Genomic DNA, 23,679 nt, shown 5'->3' on the forward strand with positions numbered 1-23,679 from the left:
TTAATGGAAAATCAATCAGAAGGTATCAAAAGGAAGTTAACGCTCGGCGAAACTTTACTGGCTCGTTCCGTGTTCGGTGACGAAATTTTTTATGATTCTGTTCGGATCCATTGTGACAGCTACCTGCCGCTTGGGCTGCAAAATGAACAATATGTCATGACTCCAAACGGAGAGTTGTATTACCGTCGTTCGCTATATCGCCGAGATTTTTCCATCGAGCCGCCTCCGACGCAGCATCTTTTCATTCATGAAATGACCCATGTCTGGCAACACCAAAAAGGAATGTGGGTGTGCACCAGAGGGCTGGTCAGCTGGGCTACTGTTTATAAATACAAAATCGATAAATTTCGGTTGTCTGATTACCCAATGGAACAGCAAGCATCGATCATTGCAGATCACTTCTATCTCAAAACATTTGGCGAAAAGGCTTTTTTCAGACTTGCGGACCGAGAATTAATCGGTGTCATTGATAAAAATACATTATCGAAATTTGAACCACTCATAAGAAGCGCGGGATTGCCATTATGAAAAAATACTTTTCCCTCTTCCTTCCTCTCTTTCTGGCGGGCTGCCCGGTTGGTGACCGCATCAATATGAGACCCGCGCAATCAACGGTTGTGAACAATCAGATTTGCATTGTTGTAAACCAACCTGATGCCGGGGAAAAGATCATTGGGATTGGCATCTGGGATTACAGCACGGTGAAATATGCTTATGAGAAATCATATGCATCCGCTCCCATACTGTTGGAGTCTGGTGAGTGTATTCCCGGCATCGATCATTTTGCTTTCAAAGACGGTAATGCTTACAACATTACGGTGAGGACAGGTTTACGTTCGTACGAAGCGCGTTTCACCGTGGCGATGCAGGGTAAAAATATCGCGTTGCAGGATATGAATAATTAATCGGGCATTGAGTCGCCCCTGTTATAGAGGCGACTTTCACAACTTATTCCGGCATGGCGTCGCGCGGGATAATTGCGCCGCGATACTGGATAACGGTGCTGGCCGTTAAATGGCCGCGTTTTGCGGCAGCAGTGGCGTCACCACCGGTCAGGCGTACCGCCAGGTAACCGGCGCTGAAAGAATCGCCTGCTGCGGTGGTGTCGATAACCTTCTCTTTCGGCAGTTTCACCGCCGGGACTTCCACCACGGCTTCACCGGCGATTGCCACCAGGCAAGAATCTGCGCCGCGTTTAATCACCACTTCTTTCACACCCGCGCGCTGCGTGCGCTCGATAACCTCTTCCACCGGCTTCTCGCCCCACAGCAGATCTTCATCATCCAGCGTCAGGAAAGCGATGTCGGTGCAGGCCAGCATCTGCTGATACACCAGACGCGTCTCTTCTTTGCTCGCCCACAGGCGCGGACGGTAGTTGTTATCGAAAATCACTTTGCCGCCGTTGGCGCGGCACGCTTGCAACAGCGACAACAGCTTGTTGCGGCTGGTCGGGCTTAAGATCGCCAGGCTGATACCGCTGAGATAGAGGTAATCAAAAGTCGCCAGTTGTTCGCAAATGGCATCTGACTGCTCGCTCTCGAGCCAGAATTTGGCGGCGGCTTCGTTGCGCCAGTAGTAGAAGGTACGTTCGCCGGTACTATCGGTTTCGATGTAATACAGCCCCGGCAGGCGGTTTTCCATACGCTGCGTCAGGCGGGTATCGACATCTTCGCTCTGCCACGCATCCAGCATCTGCTGGCTGAAATTGTCGGTGCCGAGCGCGGTAACGTAATGAACAGAGAGCGCGGAAGGATTGACCTGGCGGGCGATATAAACGGAAGTATTCAGCGTGTCGCCACCAAAACCACGGTTAACTTCAGCGCCTTTTTGTGACAGTTCGATCATGCATTCGCCGATGACGGCAATTTTCCTGGACATAGTCGTAAACCTAGATCAGATAAATTAACGGTAGTGTGCTGTGTGGGTGATTCGTGGTCAACCATATTAAAACATCGTTCCAGTATTTTTTTGAGCTAAAGCGTATTACCTGCAAATTCCTCCATGCGGCTTTTTGATTTTTGCCCACCGCCAGGACGTAAAGTTATCTGAACAAGCGCCGATAACCCTTTGACGAGTTCTTCCAGGTCATCCCCATCGACAGGACATAGAAATGATGTTGAAGCAGGTCATCCAGCGGCTAAACATTCCGGAAGCGAGCATTGAAAGCTTGCAGGAGCGTCGTTATTGGCTGCAATGCGAGCGTGCTTACACTTATCAGCCCATCTATAAAACCGATGGCCGTCTGATGGCGATTGAAGTACTGACCATTGTCACCCATCCCTCGCAGCCGGAACAACGCATTGCCCCGGACCGTTACTTTTCAGAAGTGGCGGTGCGCCAGCGCGTTGATGTCGTCCATGAACAAATCGCGCTGCTGGCAGAACAAAAAGATTTCTTCGCCAAAAACGATGTGCTGGCGTCGGTAAACGTCGATGGCCCAACGCTGCTGGCGATGCGCCAGAATAAAACGCTGATGGCGCTGGTCGAATCGCTGCCGTGGATCCGCTTCGAACTGGTTGAACACATCCGTTTACCGCAGGATTCCACGTTCGCTTCTATCAGCGAAATTGGGCCGCTGTGGCTGGATGATTTTGGTACCGGCATGGCGAACTTCTCGGCGCTGAGCGAAGTGCGTTATGACTACATCAAAGTGGCTCGCGACTTGTTCATCATGCTGCGCAAAACGCCGGAAGGGCAAAATCTATTCACATTGCTGCTACAACTGATGAACCGCTACTGTCAGGGCGTGATTGTCGAAGGCATTGAAACGCTCGAAGAGTGGCGCGATGTGCAAAACTCTCCGGCGCATGCAGCGCAGGGCTATTTTCTCTCTCGCCCGATGCCGTTGACCAAACTTGAACACGTGATACTCGAGCTCTAAACGCTGCCGTTTCCCTCAGCCTCTACTATCTTTATGACAGGTAAGGCTTTAGAGGAAAGGCATAACAATGACAAAAACGAGTAAAGCGATCATTACCGTCTTTGCGACGCTGCTGCTATTGATTGTGGTTGCCATCATTATCATTGCGACATTTGACTGGAACCGCCTCAAACCCACCATTAATGAAAAAGTCTCCACTGAACTGAATCGGCCCTTCGCCATTCGCGGCGATTTGGGTGTGGTTTGGGAGCGGCAAAAAGAGGAAACCGGCTGGCGCAGTTGGGTGCCGTGGCCCCATGTTCACGCCGACGATATTATTCTCGGCAACCCGCCGGGCATTGATGAAATCACTATGGTTCACCTGCCGCGCGTCGAAGCGACGCTCGCGCCGCTTTCACTGCTGAGCAAAACCGTTTATCTGCCGTGGATCAAACTACAGCAGCCGGATGCACGGCTGATCCGCCGCTCAGAAAAGCTCAATAACTGGACCTTTACCCTCGCGGGCGATGAGAGCAACGATCCCAACGCCAAACCCTCTGCGTGGTCATTCCAACTCGACAATATTCTTTTCGATCGCGGACGCATTGCCATTGATGATGCGGTGAGCCGTGCCGATGTGGAGATCCTCGTCGATCCGCTGGGTAAACCGCTGCCCTTTAGCGAAGTGACCGGCAAAAGCGATGACAAAGCGAAAGCCGGGGATTATGTCTTTGGCTTGACGGCGAAAGGGCGCTACAACGACCAGACGATTACCGGGACCGGCAAAATCGGCGGCATGCTGGCGCTGCGTAGCGAAGGCACGCCGTTCCCGGTGCAGGCGGATTTCCGCTCCGGCAACACTCGCGTGGCGTTTGTCGGCACGATCAACGACCCAATGAATATGGGCGGCGTTGATCTGCAACTGAAGTTTGGCGGCGATTCGCTTGGCCAGTTGTACGACTTAACCGGCGTACTGCTGCCGGATACGCCGCCGTTTGAAACCGACGGCCACCTGGTCGCCAAAATCAACAGCGAAAAAGGTTCGGTGTTTGATTACCGCAATTTCAACGGTCATATCGGCGACAGCGATATTCACGGCACGCTGACCTATTCCACCGGCGAACCGCGCCCGAAACTGGAAGGCGATGTCGAATCTCGCCAGTTACGCTTAGCGGATTTAGGGCCGCTGATTGGTGTCGATTCCGGCAAAGGCGCGGAAAAATCGAAACAAGCCGAGCAGCAAAAAGGCGAAAAATCGGTACAACCGGCGGACAAAGTGCTGCCTTATGACCGCTTTGAAACCGACAAATGGGACGTGATGGATGCGGACGTTCGCTTTAAAGGCCGCCGTATTGAGCACGGTTCGTCGTTGCCGATTAGCGACCTGTCGACCCATATCATCCTGAAAAATGCCGACCTGCGCCTGCAGCCGCTGAAATTCGGCCTGGCGGGCGGCACCATCTCGTCGAACATTCACCTCGAAGGCGATAAAAAGCCGATGCAGGGGCGGGCGGATATTCAGGCGCGTCGCTTGAAGCTCAAAGAACTGATGCCTGATGTGGAACTGATGCAGAAAACGCTGGGTGAAATGAACGGTGACGCGGATATTCGCGGCGTGGGCAATTCGGTCGCTGCGCTGCTCGGTACCAGCAACGGCAACCTGAAACTGCTGATGAACGACGGGCTGGTGAGCCGCAACCTGATGGAGATCCTTGGGCTTAACGTCGGCAACTTTATTGTCGGCCAACTGTTTGGCGATGACGAAGTGCGCGTCAACTGCGCCGCCGCGAATCTCGATCTGGTCAACGGGGTGGCAAGGCCGCAAATCTTCGCCTTCGATACGGAAAACGCGCTCATTAACGTCACCGGTACGGCCAGCATGGCGTCGGAACAGCTTGATTTGACGATTGACCCGGAGAGTAAAGGCATTCGCATTGTGACCCTGCGTTCGCCGCTGTATGTGCGCGGTAGCTTCAAAAACCCGCAGGCCGGGGTGAAAGCCGGTCCGCTTATCGCGCGCGGTGCGGTGGCTGCCGCGCTGGCGACGCTGGTTACGCCTGCGGCCGCGTTGCTGGCGCTGATTTCACCGTCTGAAGGCGAGCAGAACCAGTGCCAGACAATTTTGTCGCAGATGAAACGCTAAACGAGGAATGCCCCCTCTCTGCGGTGCAGAGAGGGGATAACGATTACAGCGAGTGGTGTTTGGTTTCGTGGGTCAGCAGCAGCGCGATAAGCGTTAAGGTCGCCATCGCCGCCAGGTAAAACCCGACGTACATCAGGCCGTAGTTGGCTTGCAGCCAGGTGGCGATATACGGTGCGACGGACGCGCCGAGAATGGACGACACATTGTACGAGAAGGATGCGCCGGTATAACGCACTTCCGTCGGGAACAGCTCTGGCAGCAGTGCGCCCATCGGGCCGAAGGTCAGCCCCATCAGGCTCAGGCCGATCAGCAGATACGCCATCACCAGCGCCGGGTTACCGGAACCGAGCAGCGGCGGGAAGACGAACAGCGCGAACAGAATAATCAGCGAGGTGATAATCACCATGCTCTTACGGCGACCAAAGGCGTCCGCCAGCAGGCCCGCCACCGGCACCATCACGCCAAAACCAATCACCGCCATCATTAACATCCACAGCACTTCGTTACGCGGCAGCCCCAGGCCCTGCGGCGACGTACTGTATGTCATTGAATAAACAGTCATGATGTAAAACAGCGTGTAGGTCGCCAGCATGATGAAGGTGCCGAGCACCGTCACGCGCACGTGTTTGGTCAGCAGCGTGCCCAGCGGGATTTTCACCTGTTTCTTCGCGGCGGCGACTTTGGCAAACACCGGCGTTTCATGCAGAGACACGCGAACATACAGGCCAATCAACACCAGCACAGCGGAGAAGATAAACGGCACGCGCCAACCCCACTGCATAAACTGCTCATCGGTCAGCAGCCAGGAGAGCAGCAGGAAAGTGCCGTTGGCAAAGAAGAAGCCGATAGGCGCACCCAACTGTGGGAAAGAACCGTACAGCGCGCGTTTACGCGGCGGCGCGTTTTCCGTCGCCAGCAGCGCGGCGCCACCCCATTCGCCGCCTAAACCCAGCCCTTGACCAAAACGGGCCAGCGCCAGCAGTAGCGGCGCCATTACGCCAATGGTTTCATAACTCGGCAGCAGGCCAATGACGACAGTGGAAATCCCCATGGTCAACAGCGACGCGACAAGTGTCACTTTGCGGCCCACGCGATCGCCGAAGTGGCCAAACACCGCGGAACCAATAGGACGCGCGATAAAGGCAATGGCAAATGTGGCCAGCGATTGTAGCGTGGCGGCGGTAGCGTCGCCCTGCGGGAAGAAGATATGCGGGAACACAATAACCGCGGCAGTGGCATAGATATAGAAGTCGAAAAACTCGATGGCGGTGCCAATCAGAGACGCGACGACCACTTTATTGCGCGAGTTTACTGGTGTGTGTTCCGGTTCGTTGTCGAATGTTGTAGTAGCTGCAGCTTGCATAAAGTTTTCTTATTTTGGCGAACGAACGAGCATATTAGCCACAGCAAAAGCGACATTTCAATCTGTAACAAAACGGCGGGGAGCACAAAAAATCGGCAAAAAGCGAATAATTTGCAGACTCACGATTTCGCATCTATGAAATGCTTCACATATTTTAGAAATTAGAGGATAAAACTGGTTTCAGGTTAAATAAAAGTTACCGTCTGGTTTTTCCTGCTGAAATGATTGATCGGGCTGATATTTCCATTCACTTATCAGCCCGATGATGAATTTATCGGTGGGTTTTATCCGGCATGCGCGGGTCATCTTTGTATTGCGCGGTGGCGATCCACGCGGCGCAAAACAGCGTCAGGCGGGCGAAGAAGTAGAAGAAAGCCATCAGGCCAAGTACCGAGCCGAACGCCGCGCCCGACGGCGATTTCACCAGCGATGGCAGCGTCCAGGTCATGACGATTTTGATCACCTCAAAGCCAATCGCGGCGATAAAGGTGCCGCGAATCAGCGCCTTTTTACGCGGGCGATGGCGCGGCAATCGCCAGAAAATCCAGAAGAACAGCAGGTAGTTGGCGAAAATAGAAATCACCAGACCAATCAGCCCCCACACCGGTTTCAGCCACTCAATGTAATCAAGATGCAGCGCGCCGATGATCAACTGCTGCGCTGAACCGGCAACAGAAGTAATGGAAAGGGTGATGATCAGCGCCACCAACAGGCCAATCAGCGAGACAAAATCGCGGAAATACTTCACCCAAATCTTCTCTTCATCTTGCGCGTTACGCTCCCAAACATCGCGCGATTGGGCGCGAATCGCCTCACGCAGGTTGCCCGTCCAGTTAATGCCGGAATAGAGCGCGACAGCCAGCCCGACAATCCCGACGGTGGTGCGCTGCTGCACGGCGATGTTAAGGGTATTTTTAAGTGTTGAGGCCATTGTCGGATCGCTGACGCTGGTCAGGATCTTATTGAAGATGTCCTGCAACAGCGTCGGGTGCGAGGCGAGGATAAAACCGGCGGCGGCAAACGACACCATCATGATGGGGATCATCGAGAGAAACGAGAAGTAGGTGATCGCCGCGCCAAACTGGTTGCCCATGCGATCGTTAAAGCGTTCAGTTGCGCGGATTAAGTGCGCGACAAGCGGGCGGCGTTGGATTTTTTGCGCCGTGTCGGTGACCGTCGCCAGCGTGCTGCTGACTTTTCCTGGCGCGTCATCTTTCTTGTTTTCAGACGGCTCAGCCATCTTTTTGACCGGTTCGTAATCGAGGTCTTGCGTCGGGCGTTTTTCGTGATTTTCCGGCGTCATCAGGTCTCTTTTCCTTCTCCTGAATGTGTTATATCCCAAATTATAGCCGCTACTGGTCGACATAATCCTTCAGGGCGGTCGCCAGCCACTCCATAAACAGGTGCACGCGGCGGGAAAGATTACGGCGATGCGGGTAAATCAGCGACACCGGCATCGGCTCCGCGCGGTATTGCGGCAGAATTTCCACCAGTTTTCCGCTGCGCAGCGCCTCACGCGCGCCAATGCGCGGCACCTGAATAATGCCGAGCCCCGCCAGGCAAGCGGCATGATACGTTTCGGTGCTGTTCACCGTCAGAATGCCGCCGGTTTTCACCCATTTAGTCTGTTTATCCTGCCAGACTTCAAAACCTTGCGGGCGCGTGCCGAGATTCACGGCGTAATGCACCAGCGCATGGGACGATAAATCGTCGAGGGTTTCCGGGTAGCCAAAGCGTGCCAGATAATCCGGGCTGGCGCAGTTGATGACCGAAAGCTTGCCAAGCTGGCGGGCGATCAGCCCCGAGTCTTTCAGCGTGCCGACGCGCACCACGCAGTCAAAGCCTTCGCGGATGATATCCACCAGCCGATCGCTGCTGCTCAGTTCCAGTTCGATGCCGGGATACTGCTGCAAAAACGCGGGCAGGCGGGGAATCACCAAATTTTTGGCGACGCCCACCGGCATATCGACGCGCAAACGGCCGCTGATACTCGACGGGTCGTGCAAAAACATGCCGTCGAGTTCATCCATATTGGTCAGCAGATCTTTCGCTCGCTCGTAATAGACCGCACCGTCTTGCGTGAGCTGTACGCGGCGCGTGGTGCGATGGAGCAGTTGCGTGCCCAGTTGGGTTTCCAGCGCCTGAACCTGGCGCGATACGCTACCCTTAGGAAGCCCCAACGAGTCTGCCGCCCTGGAAAAACTCGCTAATTCTGCCACGCGAATAAACAGTTGCATTGCGTAAATTTTATCCATCACTGCGCCCCATTGTTGTCATAAATGAAACAGTGAAGCGTAAATTAGCACCTTTATTGCTGCGGCGTCAGCTAATAAGCTTTTCCTGTACACCCCATTAACGAAAACGAGGTTTCTTATGACACAACCAATTGCAATAGTGACGGGCGGTGGCCGCGGGCTGGGTAAAAACGCGGCGCTGAAACTGGCGGCGAAGGGAACCGGCATTATCCTGACCTATAACCAAAACGCCGAGGCTGCGCATGAAGTTGTGCGCGACATCGAAGCGAAAGGCGTGAAAGCCGTGGCGTTGCAGCTCGACGTGGGGGATATTTCCCAATTCGCCAACTTCGCGCTGGACGTGCAAAAACTGCTCAAAGAGGTGTGGGATCGTGAGTCGTTTGATTATTTGTTGAACAACGCCGGAATCGGCAGCAATTACGCGTTTGCCGAGACCAGCGAAGCGGTGTTCGACGAGATGGTGAACATTCAATTCAAAGGCCCCTTCTTCCTGACGCAGGTGCTGCTGCCACTGCTGAAAAATGGCGGGCGCATTCTGAATGTCTCCACCGGATTAACGCGTTTTTGCCAGCCGGGCCGCGCGCTGTATGCCTCCGTAAAAGGGGCGATGGAAGTGTTGACGCGTTACCAGGCGAAAGAGTTGGGCGCGCGCGGGATTTCGGTCAATATCATTGCGCCGGGTGCCATTGAGACGGATTTCAGCGGCGGTGTGGTGCGTGACAATCCGCAAGTGAACAAGCTCATTGCGTCAAACACGGCGCTGGGCCGCGCGGGTCAGGCTGACGATATTGGCGATGCGATTGCCGCGTTGCTGAGCGATGAGTTGGCGTGGATGAATGCGCAACGCGTTGAAGTGTCTGGCGGTATGTTCCTGTAAGTGCTGGCGACGCCCGGTTGGCGTTCTGCCTCCGGGCGCGTACGGATTACTGCTTCTGAAAATGGGTAACCCGGATGCGGGCAGGCTGCTGTTTTTTATCCAGCGAACCGCTGATGCCAATAAGTTCATCCGGTGACAGCGATTTGCCATCAAACAACGCCATCGGAATATAGGCCTGAATTTGATCCGTTTTATCGCGGAACACATACAGATCCTCACCTTGCTTTTCCACCAGGTTACCGCGCAGTGAAATCGACGCACCGTCATGCAGGCCTTTCGCCTGTTGAATCGTCATGGTGCGCGCATCTTCCATCCCTCGATAGCCGTCATCCATTTTATGCGGCGGTGGCGGCGCTTTATCTGCTTTTAAACCTGGCGCGTCTTCCGCGAATGCCGTCATGGAGAACAGCGCCGCCACGCAGGCGGTAAGCACAATCTTCTTCATAACTTCTCCTGAAATTTTTCTGAACACCTTTTAAGCCTGGCAGAGGAGGGGAAGGTGTAAAGCATGAATTTACTGAATGTCTCCACCTGTTTTTATTCATGTTGAAACAAGTATCACTGATAATAATCGCGAGCTGGGCTATCTTTTAACGACTCATAAATAAAGAAAAAATTACGTGCTGACATCGGTCAGTTGGTTATTTCTTAAGTTGTGCTTAAGGGAAAATAATGACATCTCCTGCCCCGGTTAATACGGGTGAACAGTTTGAAAAATGCATTGCCATTATTCGCGAAGCGTCGGTCGAAATCTTATTGCTACTGAATGTGCATTTCGATGAAGGAAAAGATCCGCGCTGGTTTTTGGAACAATTGGATATTGCGCGCCTGAGTATGGGTGGTTGGGGCGCGGTGGCTAAACGACTGAAACTCAACGATGCAGAATTAACCCAGTTCACCTTGCAGCTTCGCCACCTGCAACAGCTCGTTCCTCGCTATGAGAGCGGGCAAAATGTGACAGAAAATCAGTTGATTGCCGCGCTGAGATTTATCAGCGCATTAGAGAACCTGCGTAAAAAACAAAAATTGCTGAGTTACAGCACGTCGCTGAAATCCGATGGCGCGCAGCCGCAACAGCAGGGGCTGCAACAGTTACGCGCGCTGGAATTGATGATCAAATCGCTGGTGATGCAGGCATGGTCGGATCCTGAACGCCTGCGTAACCACCTGAAAACGCAGTTTGGCGCCGATCGCGTGCGCCGCTGGCTGCGCCTGGGTGATCATAACGATGTACTAAGCGGGATGCGCTTTAGTGAGCTGGCGCTGCTGCTGGTGGATAAGAAAGAGTTCGGTCAGCACTACGCCCGGCTGTTCAATGATGCGTCGGTGTTGAACCTGTTTCTGGAACCGCGCAAAACCCTGCAAACGTTTCTCGATGATGTGCGTGAAATGCGTGCTTGTGTGGTGTCCGGCCAGCCGCTGACCTCGAACCAACTGTTGATGCTGGAAAATTACTATCCGCAAATCACCGGGCCGGTGCAGCGCGCTCTGGATGAGGGGCGGAGTAAAACAGATCCCGCCGCGTTGTTGCAGGAGGCGGGCGGCGATATGGACGAATTCTGGGAACAGGCGCGGAAAAAAGATCGCGCCGCCGGAGGAGACACCATGCCAATGCGTGACAGTATTGATAAACCGGCGAAGCGCACGGTGCGCAGCCGTGAAGAGCGGGAACAGATGCTCTCCAGTGTGTTGTGGGGCGCGGTTGTTGTTGCGGTGCTGACGATCGTGATCGGCGCGTTTTGGCTGTTTACCGGCGAGATCTCTGCACCGGTCGCGCGGCAAGCGAACATGTCGGTGCCGATCTCTAATGATCGTGAAAGGCCGTCGCCAAAAGAGGAACTTACCCGAATGGGGCTGGCGCGCGATGAAAACAACTTTCGCTCGGCCATCGATCGTAACGATACGCGCGTGGTGTCGCTGTTTCTGCGTACCGGCATGAACTGGAAACTGTCGTGGACGGAGCAAGCGGTAATTTCCGAATACAACGATGTGCTGGATCTGCTGCTGCGCTACCGGCTACAAATGGATGAGAATCGGCCATGCCGACGGTTTATCGCCACCTTAACCCATGAAATGGCGGCGAATAAGAAGCTGACGTCGATTGTGAAAAACTATTTGCGGGCGTTTTGTACTTTACCGCCGGTGGTGGAGCGCGAACGGTATGAGATGGAGCAGGCGCAGTTGCGTTACGAGGCGGAACCGTCGGATGAGAACCGCAAATGGGCGGATATTCATTCCGCCATTTATAACGCGATTGATTGAGGTTTTATAAAACCGTAGGCCGGATAAGCGAAGCGCCATCAGGCGATCAGACATCCCGCCGGATGGCGGCTACCGCCTTATCCGGCCTACAGGTATGGACAACGTTTTTGAATGGGTAGCCTGGCGCGTAGGCCTGATAAGCGAAGCGCCATCAGGCGATCAGACATCCCGCCGGATGGCGGCTACCGCCTTATCCGGCCTACAGGTATGGACAACGTTTTTGAATGGGTAGCCTGGCGCGTAGGCCTGATAAGCGAAGCGCCAGCAGGCGATCAGACATCACGCCGGATGGCGGCTACCGCCTTATCCGGCCTACAGGTATGGACAACGTTTTTGAATGGGTAGCCTGGCGCGTAGGCCTGATAAGCGAAGCGCCATCAGGCAATCAGGCATCACGCCGGATGGCGGCTACCGCCTTATCTGGCCTACAGGTATGGACAACGTTTTTGAATGGGTAGCCTGGCGCGTAGGCCTGATAAGCGAAGCGCCATCAGGCGATCAGACATCCCGCCGGATGGCGGCTACCGCCTTATCCGGCCTACAGGTATGGACAACGTTTTTGAATGGGTAGCCTGGCGCGTAGGCCTGATAAGCGAAGCGCCATCAGGCAATCAGGCATCACGCCGGATGGCGGCTATCGCCTTATCCGGCCTACGTTTCCGATTTCGGTTCGCCATACAAACCGATCAACCGGCGTACCACGCCGTTGGTCCAGCCAAAACCATCCTGCAACGGGTACTCACCACCGCCCCCTTCGCGCGGCGTACCGCCCGCGATATGGTACTTCTCGATAAGCTTGTGGTGCTGCTGGTAAAAGAGATTCACCGTCTGCAGCCAGTTGCGGGCAATCTCATCGCCCAGCGCGTCGTTGCCGTACAGTTTAAAGCCCTGGATCGCCATCCATTGCAGCGGCGCCCAGCCGTTCGGCTTATCCCACTGCTCGCTGGTTTCGTACTCGGTCGCCAGAATACCGCCCGGCGTCAACAAACGCGCTGTCACCGCTTCCGCCAGCCGATCGGCCTGCTCGTGGGTCGCCATGCCGACGTACAGCGGCACAATGCTGGCCGCCGAGAACAGCGCCATCTCTTCGCGACGCCAGTCGTAATCGCGGTAGCAGCCGTTTTCGTCATCCCACAAATAGCGATTTACCGCCGCCCGACGATCGCTCGCTTTCTGGCGGAACAACGCTTCACGCTCCCGGTCGCCTTTCAGCCCGGAAATATTGGCAATCGCGCTTTCCAGCTTAAATAGAAACGCGTTCAGATCGATCGGGATGAACTGCGTCGTGCGGATACTGGCCAGCCGTTGCGTGTCGCGCAGCCAGCGGGAAGAGTAGTCCCAGCCGGACGCCGCGCCCGCGCGCAGGTCGCGATAAACTTCATTGGGCGGACGACCTGAATGACGGGCGGTTTCCACGTCCTCGATCCAGGACTCGTCACGCGGCGTGTCGCGATCATCCCAGTAACGGTTGAGCAATGAACCGTCCGGCATACGCACTACATGGCGGTACGCCTGGTTAAGCACCAGCGATTCCGCGCCATCCATCCAGAAGGCGTACTCCATCAGCAAGTGCTCAAGGTAGCGCCGCGCGCCGCGCACGCCATCTTCTTCGAACAGTTCGACCATCAGGGCGAACACCGGCGGCTGCGAACGGCTCAAATAGTAGGTGCGATTGCCGTTCGGAATATGTCCGTAACGTTCAATCATCCACGCGAAGTTATCGGCCATACAGCGCAGCAGGTCGTCGCGCCCGCTTTCTGCCAGCCCCAACATAGTGAAATAAGAATCCCAGTAGTAGGTCTCACGGAAACGGCCGCCCGGCACAATATAGGATTGCGGCAGCGCCAGCAGCGAAGACCACGGAATATGATCCTGCGGCTCGCGGGTCAGTATCGGCCATAGCTGGTCGATATGCTCTTTCAGCGAGTTTTCCGGGTTGGAAACATACTCTTTGGCGTGGTTTTCCGGCGTCCAGAAATGCGCCTTCACGAACTGGCGTAAATTGAACTCCGGTTTGCGTTTGATTTTGCGATAGCGAATCAGGATATCGAGCGGATCCATTTTCGGCGCGCAGTCAGGGAAGGTTTTGCTATCGGCGAAAATACGCGATGACTGCACGTGTTCAAACAGTTCGAGGTAACGATCGGCAGGGGTCAGCGCATCGGATGCGGGCATCCCCTCGATCATTTCCGGTTCCGGTTCCGCCTCGATCATTTCATCCAGTTTTAACTCGCACGGATCGGTTTCGTAGGTTTCGTCCTCGAATACCAATTCCATCAATTCAGCGCTTTGTTGTTTCTGGTTGAACATAGTGACTCTGGCCTCCGGATGTCGTCGTAAAAATTTACGGGTGTTGCCCGGCTATCAATTAAGCATAGACATTCGCTTCGATGTCGGGGAGCAAACTGTGCGGTTGATCACGTTTCATGCCCCGCATCCCGGTCACGCGATGTCCACAACTTATTGATTATTTATATATAAGTTAAATAACGCATAAGCTAACGCAGGGTCGATTTTCGGAGCATTCGTTTTGCAACGATTTGTGAATAATCCCTCCGCTGCGTATTTGTGCAAGGTAGAGTAGGGTAAACAATTTTATCGCTGAGGAAAAATCATTGGAACTCGCCACTATTACGTTAGAGCAATGCCTTGATATCCGCCAGGCGGTACTGTGGCCGCATCTTGAGCGCGCGGCTTCGCGTGTCGAGGGGGATGACGAAGCCTGGCACGTTGGCGTGCGTGCAAACGAGCAGGTTGTCTGCTGTCTGTCGGTGTTTATGTTGGGTGAACAGCGCTGCCAGATTCGCAAATTTGCCACTTTACACGCCCAACAACGGCAAGGGTTTGGCGCATTTTTATTACAAGCGGTGCTCGAAAAATTAGTGCAGACGGGGGTGAATTTTGTGCAACTCGACGCCAGAACGTCGGCGACCGCGTTTTACAGCCGATTCGGTTTTGAGGCAGAAGGGGAACCGTTTTACAAAAAAGAGGTGCAGTACATTCGCATGTCGCGCGCCTTGTAAAACACCCGGCGACACAGGCCGCCGGGCGATTTATCAACGTGGGATTTGCTGGGTAATGCAGTGGATGTTGCCACCGCCGAGCAAAATTTCACGCGCCGGAACGCCCGTGATGACGAAATCCGGGAACATCTCTTCAAACAGCGCCTGCGCTGCGCCATCGGTCGCTGGATCCAGCAGCGGGAAAATAATCTGCTGGTTGCTGACCAGATAGTTCACGTAGGAACCCGCCAGGCGGTTGCCTTCGTGACGCTCAATCGCCGTGCCTTTCTCCACATCGCAGATTTCATCTGCGCTGGCATACAGCGGCTGCGGCGACGGCACTTTCCACACTTTTAAGCGACGGCCCTGCGCGTCTTTGGTGCTTTCCAGCACATTCAGCGCGGCAACCGAGCGAGCGTATTGCGGGTCGTTTTCATCATCGGTCCAGTGCAGCGCCACTTCGCCTGGACGCACGAAGCAGCACATGTTGTCGATGTGACCGTCGGTTTCGTCATTGAACACGCCGTCCGGCAGCCAAATGATGTGCGACACGCCAAGGTACTCGCGCAGTTGCTGTTCAATCTGCTCTTTGTTCAGATGCGGGTTGCGGTTCGGGTTCAGCAGGCATTCCGCGGTGGTCAGCAATGTGCCTTCGCCATCGACATGAATAGAACCACCTTCCAGTACCAGATCCGTGTGGTAGCACGGCATTTGATGGTAGTTCGCCACTTGTTCGGCGACCAACTGGTCGCGATCCCAGCTTGCGTAAAGGCCGCCATTCAGGCCGCCCCAGGCGTTGAATGTCCAACTGATGCCGCGCTTTTCACCCGCCGGGTTGACCACCACGGTTGGGCCGGTGTCGCGCATCCAGGCGTCGTCACTTTCCATCTCTACCAGCGTGATTTCGGCTGGCATGGTCGCGCGCGCTTTGGCCATTTCCGCCGCCGGTACGCCCATAATGACGGGCGTTTTCTGCGCGATGGCTTTGGCGACAGCGGCAAATGCCTGCTGCGCAGGCTCCGCATTGGCACGCCAGTTATCGGTACGATAGGGCCAAATCATCCAAACAGCCTGATGAGGCGCCCATTCCGCCGGCATGCTAAATCCGTCCTGCACGGGCGTGGTCAGTTGTGACATGGCTTAGCTCCTTACGCTGCCATCGGAGGTGGCAATCGCGTCGTACATGTTCGGGCGACGATCGCGGAACAGCCCCCAGGACGCGCGCTGCGCGGCAACGGCATCCAGGTCGAAAGTGTGTACCAGCACGGTTTCGCTGGTTTTGTTAGCCTGCTCAACCAGCGCGCCGGTTTGGTCGGCAATGAATGATGAGCCGTAGAAGGTCATTTCCAGGCCATCAATGTATTTACTGGCTTCGGTGCCGATACGGTTAGAGGCGATTACCGGGATAACGTTTGCGGCGGCGTGACCCTGCTGTACGCGGGTCCAGTGTGGCTGGCTGTCAATATCCGGGTAAGCCGGTTCAGAACCGATGGCGGTCGGGTAGAAAATCAGTTCCGCGCCCTGCAATGCCAGGCAACGTGCGGTTTCCGGGAACCATTGATCCCAGCAAATGCCGACGCCGATTTTCGCGTAGCGGGTGTTCCACACTTTGAAACCGGTGTCGCCAGGAATGAAGAACTGTTTTTCCTGGTAGGCCGGGCCGTTTGGAATATGGGTTTTGCGGTAGGTTTCCAGCACGCTGCCGTCGGCGTCGATCATCACCAGCGAGTTGTAATAAGCGTTGTTGCACTTTTCGAACCAGCTCAGCGGCAGTACCACTTCCAGCTCTTTTGCCAGCGCGGAGAAATGTTTGATAATCGGGCTGTTGTCCACTTCCTGCGCCAGCGCGTAGTGCTCCGGGCTCTGATCGATGCAGAAGTAAGGGGCGGCAAACAGTTCCTGAATCAGGATAATCTGCGCACCCTGGCGGTGAGCTTCGCGCACCAGACGCTCAGCATTCTGGATGTTTTTTTCCAGTTCCCAGGTACAAGCCATTTGGGTTGCGGCGACAGTTACATTTCTCATAAATATCTCCCGTGGGTCTCGGTTCGGTCAGTGCAAATTATCAGCACTTAGTGTGGTGCAAACTATAGCAACGATCTGCGTTATGCATAAAATGTATTGTTATCATGAAAACATGAACAGGATGCATAATCATGGTCGATCTGAATTTACTGCGGCTGGTGCCGATTCTGGCGAAAGAGAAGAACGTCACGCGCGCGGCGCAGAAAGCGAATTTATCCCAATCGGCGTTTAGCCATGCGCTAAACCGCCTGCGCGAGCAGTTGAAAGACGAGATGTTTATCCGCACCCGCAACGGCATGGAACCCACGCCCTATGCTGCGATGATGATCCCGGTAATTGAAGGCGCGCTCAGCAAGCTGGACACCGCCACGCGCGGGCCGAGCCATTTTGATCCCGCGCGCGATGCGCACACCTTTTACCTTGGCGCGGTGGATTATTTCGAATTTATGTTTATGCCGGTGCTGACCGCGAAGTTCAAAACCGCCGCACCGAATGTGCGGCTATCGGTGGATATTCTCTCCGAAACCATCAAGGTTGAGCGGGTGGAAAAGGGGCAACTGGATGCGTTTATCGGTGTTGAAAACGTGCAGCATATTCCGCACTACTTCAACAAACACCGACTGATCTCCGACCATTTTGTCGCTATCGCCTCGCAAGATCGCACCGATTTGCCCGATCAATTGACGCTTAAGCATTTGGTCAGCGAAGCGCAGATCCATTTACCGGCGGTCAGTTCTGGCGCGGATCACATTGATGGCTGGCTGTTGTCGCAGCATCTCTATCGCCCGCTGGCAACGGTGGTGCAAAGCTATGCGGTTGGCGGGCGTGTGGCGGTGGCGACGGGCTATTTAATGTGCGTGCCGTTTCGCATCGCCCAGGAGCTGGCAAACATGTTGCCGCTGCGCATTATGGCTTTGCCGGAAGGGGCGCCATCCTACGATTTGCTGCTGCTCACGCACCGGCTTTATGACTACCAGCCTGCTGTGCAATGGCTGATAAATGAGTTAAAAACCGCGCGCATTTAGCGCAGATTTTCATCATTTTGATCGGTCAAATTATGCTGATTTACAAGCATAAACAGGTTAAAGCCTGCGGTTTTAAGCATACTCGACAGTTGCAATTGCATTCGGGCGAATTTTCTACAACTATACCGCATCGACTTTGAGAGCCGGAGTTCACGATCGTGAAGATAGCTAAGATTACCCTTACCAACTTTCGTTGTTTTGAAAATACGGAAGTTAAATTACATCCTCGCCTGACGATTCTCATTGCCCGTAACGGGGCGGGTAAGTCAACATTACTGGATGCAATTGCATTAGGGTTGGGCTCTTTTCTTACTCGATTACCCGGTGTGAGTGGTTTGAGCTTTAAGAAAACGGATTTCCGCATCAAGCCAGATGGAAAGCAGCCTGCCTATATGCGTATCCAATGTGAAAGCGTTGATGGGGTGGTGTGGGACCGAACGGAACGCCGTGATAAAGCCAAAAAAACGCTCAAAGAGATTCCGCCAGGGATGGGTTTGAAAGCGCTTAATGAGCGCGTTGATACTTTTATCAATGCCCATAATGATGGCGAGCCGTATACCTTACCGGTCTTCATTTATTACGGTACCGGGCGCGGAGTATTTGATGTGCCGATGCGCAAGCGTGACTTTAAAAGCAAATTTACCCGCTTTGAAGCGCTGGATGGCGCGCTTGAAAGCAAAACGAACTTTCGCCGTTTTGTTCAATATTTCTATGGCCTCGAAGAGAGAGAAAGTCGCCTACAAAAGGAGCATCGCTCTTTTGATGTAGAGTTACCGGAGCTATCTGCAATACGGTTGGCAGTGAAACGTCTGATGCCGCAATTCAGTAATATTCGCTCCGTCGAGCCCGCCGGGATCATGGTTGATTGGCAAAAAAATTACGTGGCGCTTGAAGGTGACGAGAATAATCCCGACGCGACAAACCAAATAAAGCTAACGCCGTTACCTGAAAGCGGCAATGTAAAGAAAACTGAGATACATCAATTAAAAATCGAACAACTCAGTGATGGATATCGCACCACGCTTGCGATGGTGATGGATATTGCCGCAAGGCTCGCTGAGGCGAACCCGTTTTCAACTAACCCGCTGGAATCAGAAGGGATTATCCTTATTGATGAGGTCGATTTGCACCTTCATCCTGAATGGCAGCGTGAGTTCTTACCGCGTCTGGTTGACGTTTTTCCAAACCTTCAATTTATTGTGTCAACGCATTCGCCTTTTATTCTTCAGTCCGTTAAGGAGGGAGAGTTAATCGATCTCGATCAAATCAACGCGAATGAAGCGCCAGATCTCGGAAAAGAGATGAGTGTTGAGGACATCGCAGAAAAATGGATGGGTATGGATAATGTGCAACGTAGCGCAATATTTAATAAGCAGGTTGAAACAGCCAGCCGCTATTACGCGCTATTAAACAGTGGCAAACCAGAGAGCGATCCTGAGGTTGCAGCGCTATCAGAAGAGCTGGACAGCATTGAGAAATACTTTGGTGATAACCCCGTTTATGTCGCGCTATTACGCGCTGAGCGCAGGAAGAAAGCCAGGGAGGCAAAATAATGAGGCCGGTTCTTCGCCCAGCTTATACCGGGAAACCTGTGACAAATTATCAATCCTATTTGCAGCCTTTGATCACTGCATTTGGTACTTATTGCTCCTACTGCGAGTGCCTGGGGAAATTTGACGTTGAGCATGTTGCGCCGAAATCACTCAATCCTACTTTAGCCACTGACTGGAATAACATGCTTTTGGGGTGTATGCGATGTAATCGCGATTTTAAAAAAAGTAATAACAACAATCGGCAGAGTTATGTCTGGCCGGATACGCACAACACTTATACGCTTCTGAAATACTGGCCTGATGGTCGGGTGCAACCTGCCGCAGGGCTTGCAAACCCGTTGCTTCAGGAAGTCCAAAACACGATTGATTTGGTTTGCCTTGATGATTCTCAGCAGCCGCAGAGCCATTTAAATCTCGCCCGACGGGTGGCATTCAACGTTGCCCGGATCTTTCTGGGGCACTATCAAAACGAAACGATGACAATCGATGATGTTTTGGCCGGTGCGACCCAAGGTTACTGGTCTGTCTGGTACACCGTCTTTCAACCTCATCCGGAAGTTTGCACCGCGTTAGAAACGTTGCACCCGAACACTGACATTACTCGACCGTAAGATGGACTGTTTTGCGCTGGATACCGGGGAAATAAAAAAACCGACGAGGAAGTCGGTTTCTTATTTACCTGAACACGCGGGAGCCTTTTACAGCTCCCGGAAGTGTACTCAGTTTTGCTTATTGGTGAGTTCGAAACGTGGCGATACCAGGCCGTACAGCGTCCAGCCGAGGAAGGTCACGATGGAACCATACAGCATCGCTTCTTCACCTGAAGAGTAAAGCGCGTAGAAGCTATACAGCGCACCAATGAACGCGATGATATTCGCGGCTTTGGCTTTCGTCGGGTTTACGTTGGCCATTTTCTGAATGATCACCAGTGCGGCCATCGACAGAATGTACGGGATGATGTTGGTCACCACCGCCAGATTGACCAGCACGTTAAACTGGCTGTTCAGCGACGGGCTGATGGTCATCAGCGATAACACGCTCTGGATAACCACGATGGCTAACATCCCTTGCACCGGCGCATCCACTTTGGTTACACGGGAGAAAATCTTCGGGAAATACCCTTCATCCGCCGAGGATTTAAAGACCTGTGCAATGGTGAACTGCCAGCCCAGCAATGAACCGCAGCAGGACATGATCATCAACGCCATGATGATGTTACCCACGGTAGGGGTAAACATGTGCGCGAAGGCCAGACCAAACGGCGCGGTAGAGTTCGCCAGATCCATGTTCGGTACAATCCCGGCAATCACGTTCGTGGAGATGATATAAATCACCGCCGCGCCCAGCGTGCCGCCCAGAACGGCGATTGGCACGTTACGCTCCGGGTTTTCAACCACTTCCGCGTTCGCACAGGCTGATTCCAGACCGAGGAACGCCCACAGCGTCATGGCGATTGATGAGCTAACCGCGCTGAAGAACGGCACATGATGCGGGTTCCATGCTTCAACATACATAGTCGGGCTAAACCAGAACCAGCCGATCACACACAGACCTACCACTGGGATGATAACGCCCCAAACGGTGATGCTACTGATCTGCCCGGTGATGCGCGCGCCGCCAAAGTTCGCGACGGTACACAGCCACAGCACGCCGATGGTCGCAAGGCCGATCTGCACCGGCGACAGCGTGGCGCCGAACAACTCGGTGCCGTAACCCACGGCGGAAATAGCGATAGCGACGTTGGCAATCAACAGCGATACACCATAGGTGTAGTTCGCCATAAAGTTGCCGGATTTGCCAAACGCATACTCCGCGTAGCCGCCCATGCCGCCGGATTTACGGCTGAACATGCCGCACTTAGCGAAAGCCCATGCCAGCGCCATTGAACCCACGGCGGTCACCAGCCAGGAGATGATCGAGATGGTGCCGACTTCAGACAATTTCGTGGGCAGCATGATAATCCCGGAGCCCATCATATTGACCATGGTCAAAATGGTAAGCTGGACGACGCCCATTTTATTGGATTTGGCTGTACTCACAGCGTTTCCCCTTTCTGTGCTTCGCGAGGCTTAATGACGTAGCACCAAACCTGTTTACGGCCGTCATGCTCTTCGAGGTACACGCCCTGAAGTTCTGGCGCAAAGCCCGGCAGCAGGTTGATACCCTCTTCCAGTGCGGTGAAGTAACGCAGTACTGCGCCGCCCCATACTTCGCCCGGAACCACACACAGCACGCCCGGCGGGTAAGGAAGCGCACCTTCCGCCGCGATACGGCCTTCGGCTTCCGGCAGACGAACCAGCTCAACCTCACCACGCAGATAGGCGTAGTTGGCTTCTTGCGGGTTCATGGTGACGCGCGGGAAGTGGGATTTGCGGAACATCTCTTTTTGCAGCTGTTTCACATCATGACGTGCGTACAGGTCATGCATTTCCTGGCACAGCTGGCGCAGGCTGTAACCGGCGTAACGATCTTCGTACTGCTTGTACAGAGAAGGCAGAACCTCAGACAGCGGCGCATCGGACTCCAGCAGTTTTTCGAAACGTACCAGCAGCGCGACAAGCTGTTGCAACTTCGCCATGTCTTCCGCCGGGGTCAGCAGGAACAGGATCGAGTTGAGGTCGCATTTTTCCGGTACCACGCCGTTTTCACGCAGGAAGTTGGCGAGGATGGTGGCCGGAACGCCAAAGGCGTCATATTCACCGGTGCGCGCGTTGATGCCCGGCGTGGTGAGCAGCAGTTTGCAAGGGTCAATGAAATACTGATGTTCGGCGTAGCCTTCGAATGCGTGCCAGCGTTCACCCGGAATGAAGTGGAAGAAACGCAGATCGTTGGCGATTTCTGAGGTGGCATAGGACTGCCACGGTTTGCCATCAACGGTTTCCGGCACAAACGGACGGATGTGCTGGCAGTTGTCGAGGATCAGTTTGCGTGCGTCGATGCCGTTCGCAACGCAGTCCATCCACATGTTGCGACCGCTCACGCCTTCATGCATTTTGGCGTTGATATCCAGCGCGGCAAACAGCGGGTAGAACGGGCTGGTGGAGGCATGCATCATGAACGCGTTGTTCATACGCTTATGCGGTACATAGCGAGACTGGCCTTTAATGTGGCTGTCTTTTTTGTGGATCTGCGACGTCTGGGAGAAACCGGCCTGCTGTTTGTGCACAGACTGGGTCACCAGAATGCCCGGATCGTTTTCATTCAGTTCCAGCAGCAGCGGCGAGCAATCAGCCATCATCGGGATGAACTGCTCGTAACCGACCCACGCGGAGTCAAACAGAATGTAGTCACACAGGTGACCAATCTTATCCACTACCTGACGGGCGTTATAAATTGTGCCGTCGTAAGTACCCAGCTGAATGATCGCCAGACGGAACGGGCGCGCATCTTTCGCACGCTTTGGCGCGGCTTCGCTAATCAGCTCGCGCAGATAATCTTCTTCGAAACAGTGCGCATCAATACCACCGATGAAGCCATACGGGTTACGCGCGGTTTCCAGATAGATCGGTGTCGCACCGGCTTGCAGTAACGCGCCGTGGTGGTTGGATTTGTGGTTATTACGGTCGAAAAGTACCAGATCGCCCGGCGTCAGCAGCGCGTTAAGCACCACTTTGTTGGAGGACGACGTACCGTTCAGCACGAAGTAGGTTTTATCCGCGTTATACACCTTTGCCGCGTGTTGCTGGGCAATGCATGGCGCGCCTTCGTGGATCAGCAGATCGCCCATCGCGACGTCTGCGTTACACAGATCGGAGCGGAAAAGCGTTTCGCCAAAGTATTCAACAAACTGATTGCCTGCCGGATGGCGACGGAAAAACTCGCCGCCCTGGTGCCCTGGGCAGTCAAACGCGCTGTTGCCCTGCGCCACGTAATCAACCAGTGCGCGAAAGAACGGCGGACGCAGCTGCGTTTCATAATGGCTGGCGGCTGTTTCCAACTGGCGACCATAAAACTCGGTGCGAGACTCGTTAAGTTCAAACACGCCTGAAATGCGCGGAAGGTGCTCCGCCGGGACGCACTCATCACCCTCGGTCACGACAAAAACAGGAATGCCGTAGCCGGTGGCGAGAATTTCGTCGAGTTTACCGCGTTCAATATCATTGACAGATAACACGACGGCAGCAACATCAATAAACTTGGTTTCATCAATATTTACGATGCTGCGCTGTGTTGAAAAACAACCAATACAGGAAGTACTTACAGCGATTTTTAAATCAGACATAGTCAACTTCTTTAAATTAAGGTAATAAAAAGCCTTCAACTTCTCTAATGAGAAATCGATATTTCCGGGAAAATAAAAATCACGCGCAAAGA

General features: G+C 54.0%; 20 protein-coding genes. 10 read left to right on the forward strand and 10 right to left on the reverse strand.

The genetic code is table 11. The features are described 5' to 3' along the window. The first annotated feature begins 3 nt into the window (after nt 1–3). Both AAEY27_RS01125 and AAEY27_RS01130 read left to right on the forward strand, forming a co-directional pair. Nucleotides 4–528 carry a type IV secretion protein Rhs gene (locus tag AAEY27_RS01125; RefSeq protein WP_342323134.1) on the forward strand — a complete coding sequence of 175 codons (525 nt, stop codon included), beginning with the start codon at nt 4–6 and terminating at the stop codon, nt 526–528. Further along, nucleotides 525–905 (forward strand): putative T6SS immunity periplasmic lipoprotein, encoded by a 381-nt coding sequence (locus tag AAEY27_RS01130; protein WP_342323135.1) that lies wholly within the window; start codon nt 525–527, stop codon nt 903–905. The genes AAEY27_RS01125 and AAEY27_RS01130 overlap by 4 nt, the downstream gene beginning before the upstream one ends. 43 nt (nt 906–948) lie before the next feature. On the opposite strand, the gene AAEY27_RS01135 is transcribed toward AAEY27_RS01130, so the two are convergent. After that, entirely contained in the window at nt 949–1,878 is a 930-nt protein-coding gene (locus tag AAEY27_RS01135) for a sugar kinase (protein ID WP_342323136.1), read from the reverse strand. Nucleotides 1,879–2,110: 232 nt separating this feature from the next. On the opposite strand from AAEY27_RS01135, the gene pdeH reads away from it, so the two are divergent. Further along, nucleotides 2,111–2,881, forward strand: coding sequence for a cyclic-guanylate-specific phosphodiesterase (gene pdeH / locus AAEY27_RS01140; RefSeq protein WP_342323137.1), 771 nt, complete (start codon nt 2,111–2,113; stop codon nt 2,879–2,881). Between the two features lie 67 nt (nt 2,882–2,948). Next, on the forward strand, nt 2,949–5,003 hold the full coding sequence (locus AAEY27_RS01145; RefSeq protein WP_342323138.1) for an AsmA family protein: 2,055 nt from the start codon (nt 2,949–2,951) through the stop codon (nt 5,001–5,003). 43 nt (nt 5,004–5,046) lie between these two features. On the opposite strand, the gene AAEY27_RS01150 is transcribed toward AAEY27_RS01145, so the two are convergent. The 3 genes from AAEY27_RS01150 to AAEY27_RS01160 form a co-directional block, all read right to left on the reverse strand. Further along, complete coding sequence (locus AAEY27_RS01150; protein WP_342323139.1) at nt 5,047–6,366, reverse strand: MFS transporter; 1,320 nt, start codon at nt 6,364–6,366, stop codon at nt 5,047–5,049. Nucleotides 6,367–6,637: 271 nt separating this feature from the next. Continuing rightward, nucleotides 6,638–7,669: an inner membrane protein YhjD gene (yhjD, locus tag AAEY27_RS01155; RefSeq protein WP_342323140.1), complete on the reverse strand. Its 1,032-nt coding sequence runs from the start codon at nt 7,667–7,669 to the stop codon at nt 6,638–6,640. Between the two features lie 49 nt (nt 7,670–7,718). Continuing rightward, nucleotides 7,719–8,621 (reverse strand): LysR family transcriptional regulator, encoded by a 903-nt coding sequence (locus AAEY27_RS01160; protein WP_342323141.1) that lies wholly within the window; start codon nt 8,619–8,621, stop codon nt 7,719–7,721. A gap of 118 nt (nt 8,622–8,739) precedes the next feature. Between AAEY27_RS01160 and AAEY27_RS01165 the strand changes: the two genes are divergently transcribed. Continuing rightward, the gene (locus AAEY27_RS01165; protein ID WP_342323142.1) at nt 8,740–9,498 is read left to right on the forward strand and encodes an SDR family NAD(P)-dependent oxidoreductase; all 759 of its coding nucleotides are present in this window, start codon (nt 8,740–8,742) and stop codon (nt 9,496–9,498) included. A gap of 46 nt (nt 9,499–9,544) precedes the next feature. Here AAEY27_RS01165 and AAEY27_RS01170 read toward each other — a convergent pair whose 3' ends face one another. Next, nucleotides 9,545–9,943, reverse strand: a complete 399-nt coding sequence (locus AAEY27_RS01170; protein ID WP_342323143.1) for a YdeI family stress tolerance OB fold protein — start codon at nt 9,941–9,943, stop codon at nt 9,545–9,547. Nucleotides 9,944–10,170: 227 nt separating this feature from the next. Between AAEY27_RS01170 and AAEY27_RS01175 the strand changes: the two genes are divergently transcribed. Beyond that, a complete protein-coding gene (locus AAEY27_RS01175; protein ID WP_342323144.1) occupies nt 10,171–11,760 on the forward strand; it encodes an STY4199 family HEPN domain-containing protein in 1,590 nt (529 codons plus the stop codon). A 651-nt stretch (nt 11,761–12,411) separates the two neighbouring features. On the opposite strand, the gene AAEY27_RS01180 is transcribed toward AAEY27_RS01175, so the two are convergent. Then, nucleotides 12,412–14,070: an alpha,alpha-trehalase gene (locus AAEY27_RS01180; RefSeq protein WP_342323145.1), complete on the reverse strand. Its 1,659-nt coding sequence runs from the start codon at nt 14,068–14,070 to the stop codon at nt 12,412–12,414. A gap of 305 nt (nt 14,071–14,375) precedes the next feature. Between AAEY27_RS01180 and AAEY27_RS01185 the strand changes: the two genes are divergently transcribed. Further along, complete coding sequence (locus tag AAEY27_RS01185; RefSeq protein ID WP_342323146.1) at nt 14,376–14,783, forward strand: GNAT family N-acetyltransferase; 408 nt, start codon at nt 14,376–14,378, stop codon at nt 14,781–14,783. 33 nt (nt 14,784–14,816) lie between these two features. Here the strand turns inward: AAEY27_RS01185 and aguA are convergent, their stop codons facing one another. Both aguA and aguB read right to left on the reverse strand, forming a co-directional pair. After that, nucleotides 14,817–15,899 carry an agmatine deiminase gene (aguA, locus tag AAEY27_RS01190; protein WP_342323147.1) on the reverse strand — a complete coding sequence of 361 codons (1,083 nt, stop codon included), beginning with the start codon at nt 15,897–15,899 and terminating at the stop codon, nt 14,817–14,819. A gap of 3 nt (nt 15,900–15,902) precedes the next feature. Next, nucleotides 15,903–16,787 (reverse strand): N-carbamoylputrescine amidase, encoded by an 885-nt coding sequence (gene aguB, locus AAEY27_RS01195; RefSeq protein WP_342323148.1) that lies wholly within the window; start codon nt 16,785–16,787, stop codon nt 15,903–15,905. Nucleotides 16,788–16,918: 131 nt separating this feature from the next. Here aguB and AAEY27_RS01200 point away from each other — a divergent pair, with 131 nt between their 5' ends. From AAEY27_RS01200 to AAEY27_RS01210, 3 genes are all read left to right on the forward strand, one after another. After that, nucleotides 16,919–17,812 carry a LysR family transcriptional regulator gene (locus AAEY27_RS01200; RefSeq protein ID WP_342323149.1) on the forward strand — a complete coding sequence of 298 codons (894 nt, stop codon included), beginning with the start codon at nt 16,919–16,921 and terminating at the stop codon, nt 17,810–17,812. 158 nt (nt 17,813–17,970) lie between these two features. Beyond that, nucleotides 17,971–19,365 (forward strand): AAA family ATPase, encoded by a 1,395-nt coding sequence (locus tag AAEY27_RS01205; RefSeq protein ID WP_342323150.1) that lies wholly within the window; start codon nt 17,971–17,973, stop codon nt 19,363–19,365. A gap of 38 nt (nt 19,366–19,403) precedes the next feature. After that, nucleotides 19,404–19,976: an HNH endonuclease gene (locus tag AAEY27_RS01210; RefSeq protein WP_342323151.1), complete on the forward strand. Its 573-nt coding sequence runs from the start codon at nt 19,404–19,406 to the stop codon at nt 19,974–19,976. Between the two features lie 108 nt (nt 19,977–20,084). On the opposite strand, the gene potE is transcribed toward AAEY27_RS01210, so the two are convergent. Next, the gene (gene potE / locus AAEY27_RS01215) at nt 20,085–21,404 is read right to left on the reverse strand and encodes a putrescine-ornithine antiporter (RefSeq protein WP_342323152.1); all 1,320 of its coding nucleotides are present in this window, start codon (nt 21,402–21,404) and stop codon (nt 20,085–20,087) included. Beyond that, nucleotides 21,401–23,587, reverse strand: a complete 2,187-nt coding sequence (speF, locus tag AAEY27_RS01220; protein WP_342323153.1) for an ornithine decarboxylase SpeF — start codon at nt 23,585–23,587, stop codon at nt 21,401–21,403. Before speF ends, potE begins: the two co-directional genes overlap by 4 nt. Between the last annotated feature and the right edge of the window lie 92 nt (nt 23,588–23,679).

Origin of the sequence: Kosakonia sp. BYX6 (assembly GCF_038449125.1) — a bacterium.
Classification (GTDB): Bacteria; Pseudomonadota; Gammaproteobacteria; order Enterobacterales; family Enterobacteriaceae; genus Kosakonia; species Kosakonia calanthes.

What these genes read in the sequence shown, in the direction of transcription:
- AAEY27_RS01125 (WP_342323134.1), top strand. Translation starts at nt 4, where the DNA reads ATGGAAAATCAATCAGAAGGTATCAAAAGGAAGTTAACGCTCGGCGAA.
- AAEY27_RS01130 (WP_342323135.1), top strand. Translation starts at nt 525, where the DNA reads ATGAAAAAATACTTTTCCCTCTTCCTTCCTCTCTTTCTGGCGGGCTGC.
- AAEY27_RS01135 (WP_342323136.1), bottom strand. Translation starts at nt 1,878, where the DNA reads ATGTCCAGGAAAATTGCCGTCATCGGCGAATGCATGATCGAACTGTCA.
- pdeH (WP_342323137.1), top strand. Translation starts at nt 2,111, where the DNA reads ATGATGTTGAAGCAGGTCATCCAGCGGCTAAACATTCCGGAAGCGAGC.
- AAEY27_RS01145 (WP_342323138.1), top strand. Translation starts at nt 2,949, where the DNA reads ATGACAAAAACGAGTAAAGCGATCATTACCGTCTTTGCGACGCTGCTG.
- AAEY27_RS01150 (WP_342323139.1), bottom strand. Translation starts at nt 6,366, where the DNA reads ATGCAAGCTGCAGCTACTACAACATTCGACAACGAACCGGAACACACA.
- yhjD (WP_342323140.1), bottom strand. Translation starts at nt 7,669, where the DNA reads ATGACGCCGGAAAATCACGAAAAACGCCCGACGCAAGACCTCGATTAC.
- AAEY27_RS01160 (WP_342323141.1), bottom strand. Translation starts at nt 8,621, where the DNA reads ATGGATAAAATTTACGCAATGCAACTGTTTATTCGCGTGGCAGAATTA.
- AAEY27_RS01165 (WP_342323142.1), top strand. Translation starts at nt 8,740, where the DNA reads ATGACACAACCAATTGCAATAGTGACGGGCGGTGGCCGCGGGCTGGGT.
- AAEY27_RS01170 (WP_342323143.1), bottom strand. Translation starts at nt 9,943, where the DNA reads ATGAAGAAGATTGTGCTTACCGCCTGCGTGGCGGCGCTGTTCTCCATG.
- AAEY27_RS01175 (WP_342323144.1), top strand. Translation starts at nt 10,171, where the DNA reads ATGACATCTCCTGCCCCGGTTAATACGGGTGAACAGTTTGAAAAATGC.
- AAEY27_RS01180 (WP_342323145.1), bottom strand. Translation starts at nt 14,070, where the DNA reads ATGTTCAACCAGAAACAACAAAGCGCTGAATTGATGGAATTGGTATTC.
- aguA (WP_342323147.1), bottom strand. Translation starts at nt 15,899, where the DNA reads ATGTCACAACTGACCACGCCCGTGCAGGACGGATTTAGCATGCCGGCG.
- aguB (WP_342323148.1), bottom strand. Translation starts at nt 16,787, where the DNA reads ATGAGAAATGTAACTGTCGCCGCAACCCAAATGGCTTGTACCTGGGAA.
- AAEY27_RS01200 (WP_342323149.1), top strand. Translation starts at nt 16,919, where the DNA reads ATGGTCGATCTGAATTTACTGCGGCTGGTGCCGATTCTGGCGAAAGAG.
- speF (WP_342323153.1), bottom strand. Translation starts at nt 23,587, where the DNA reads ATGTCTGATTTAAAAATCGCTGTAAGTACTTCCTGTATTGGTTGTTTT.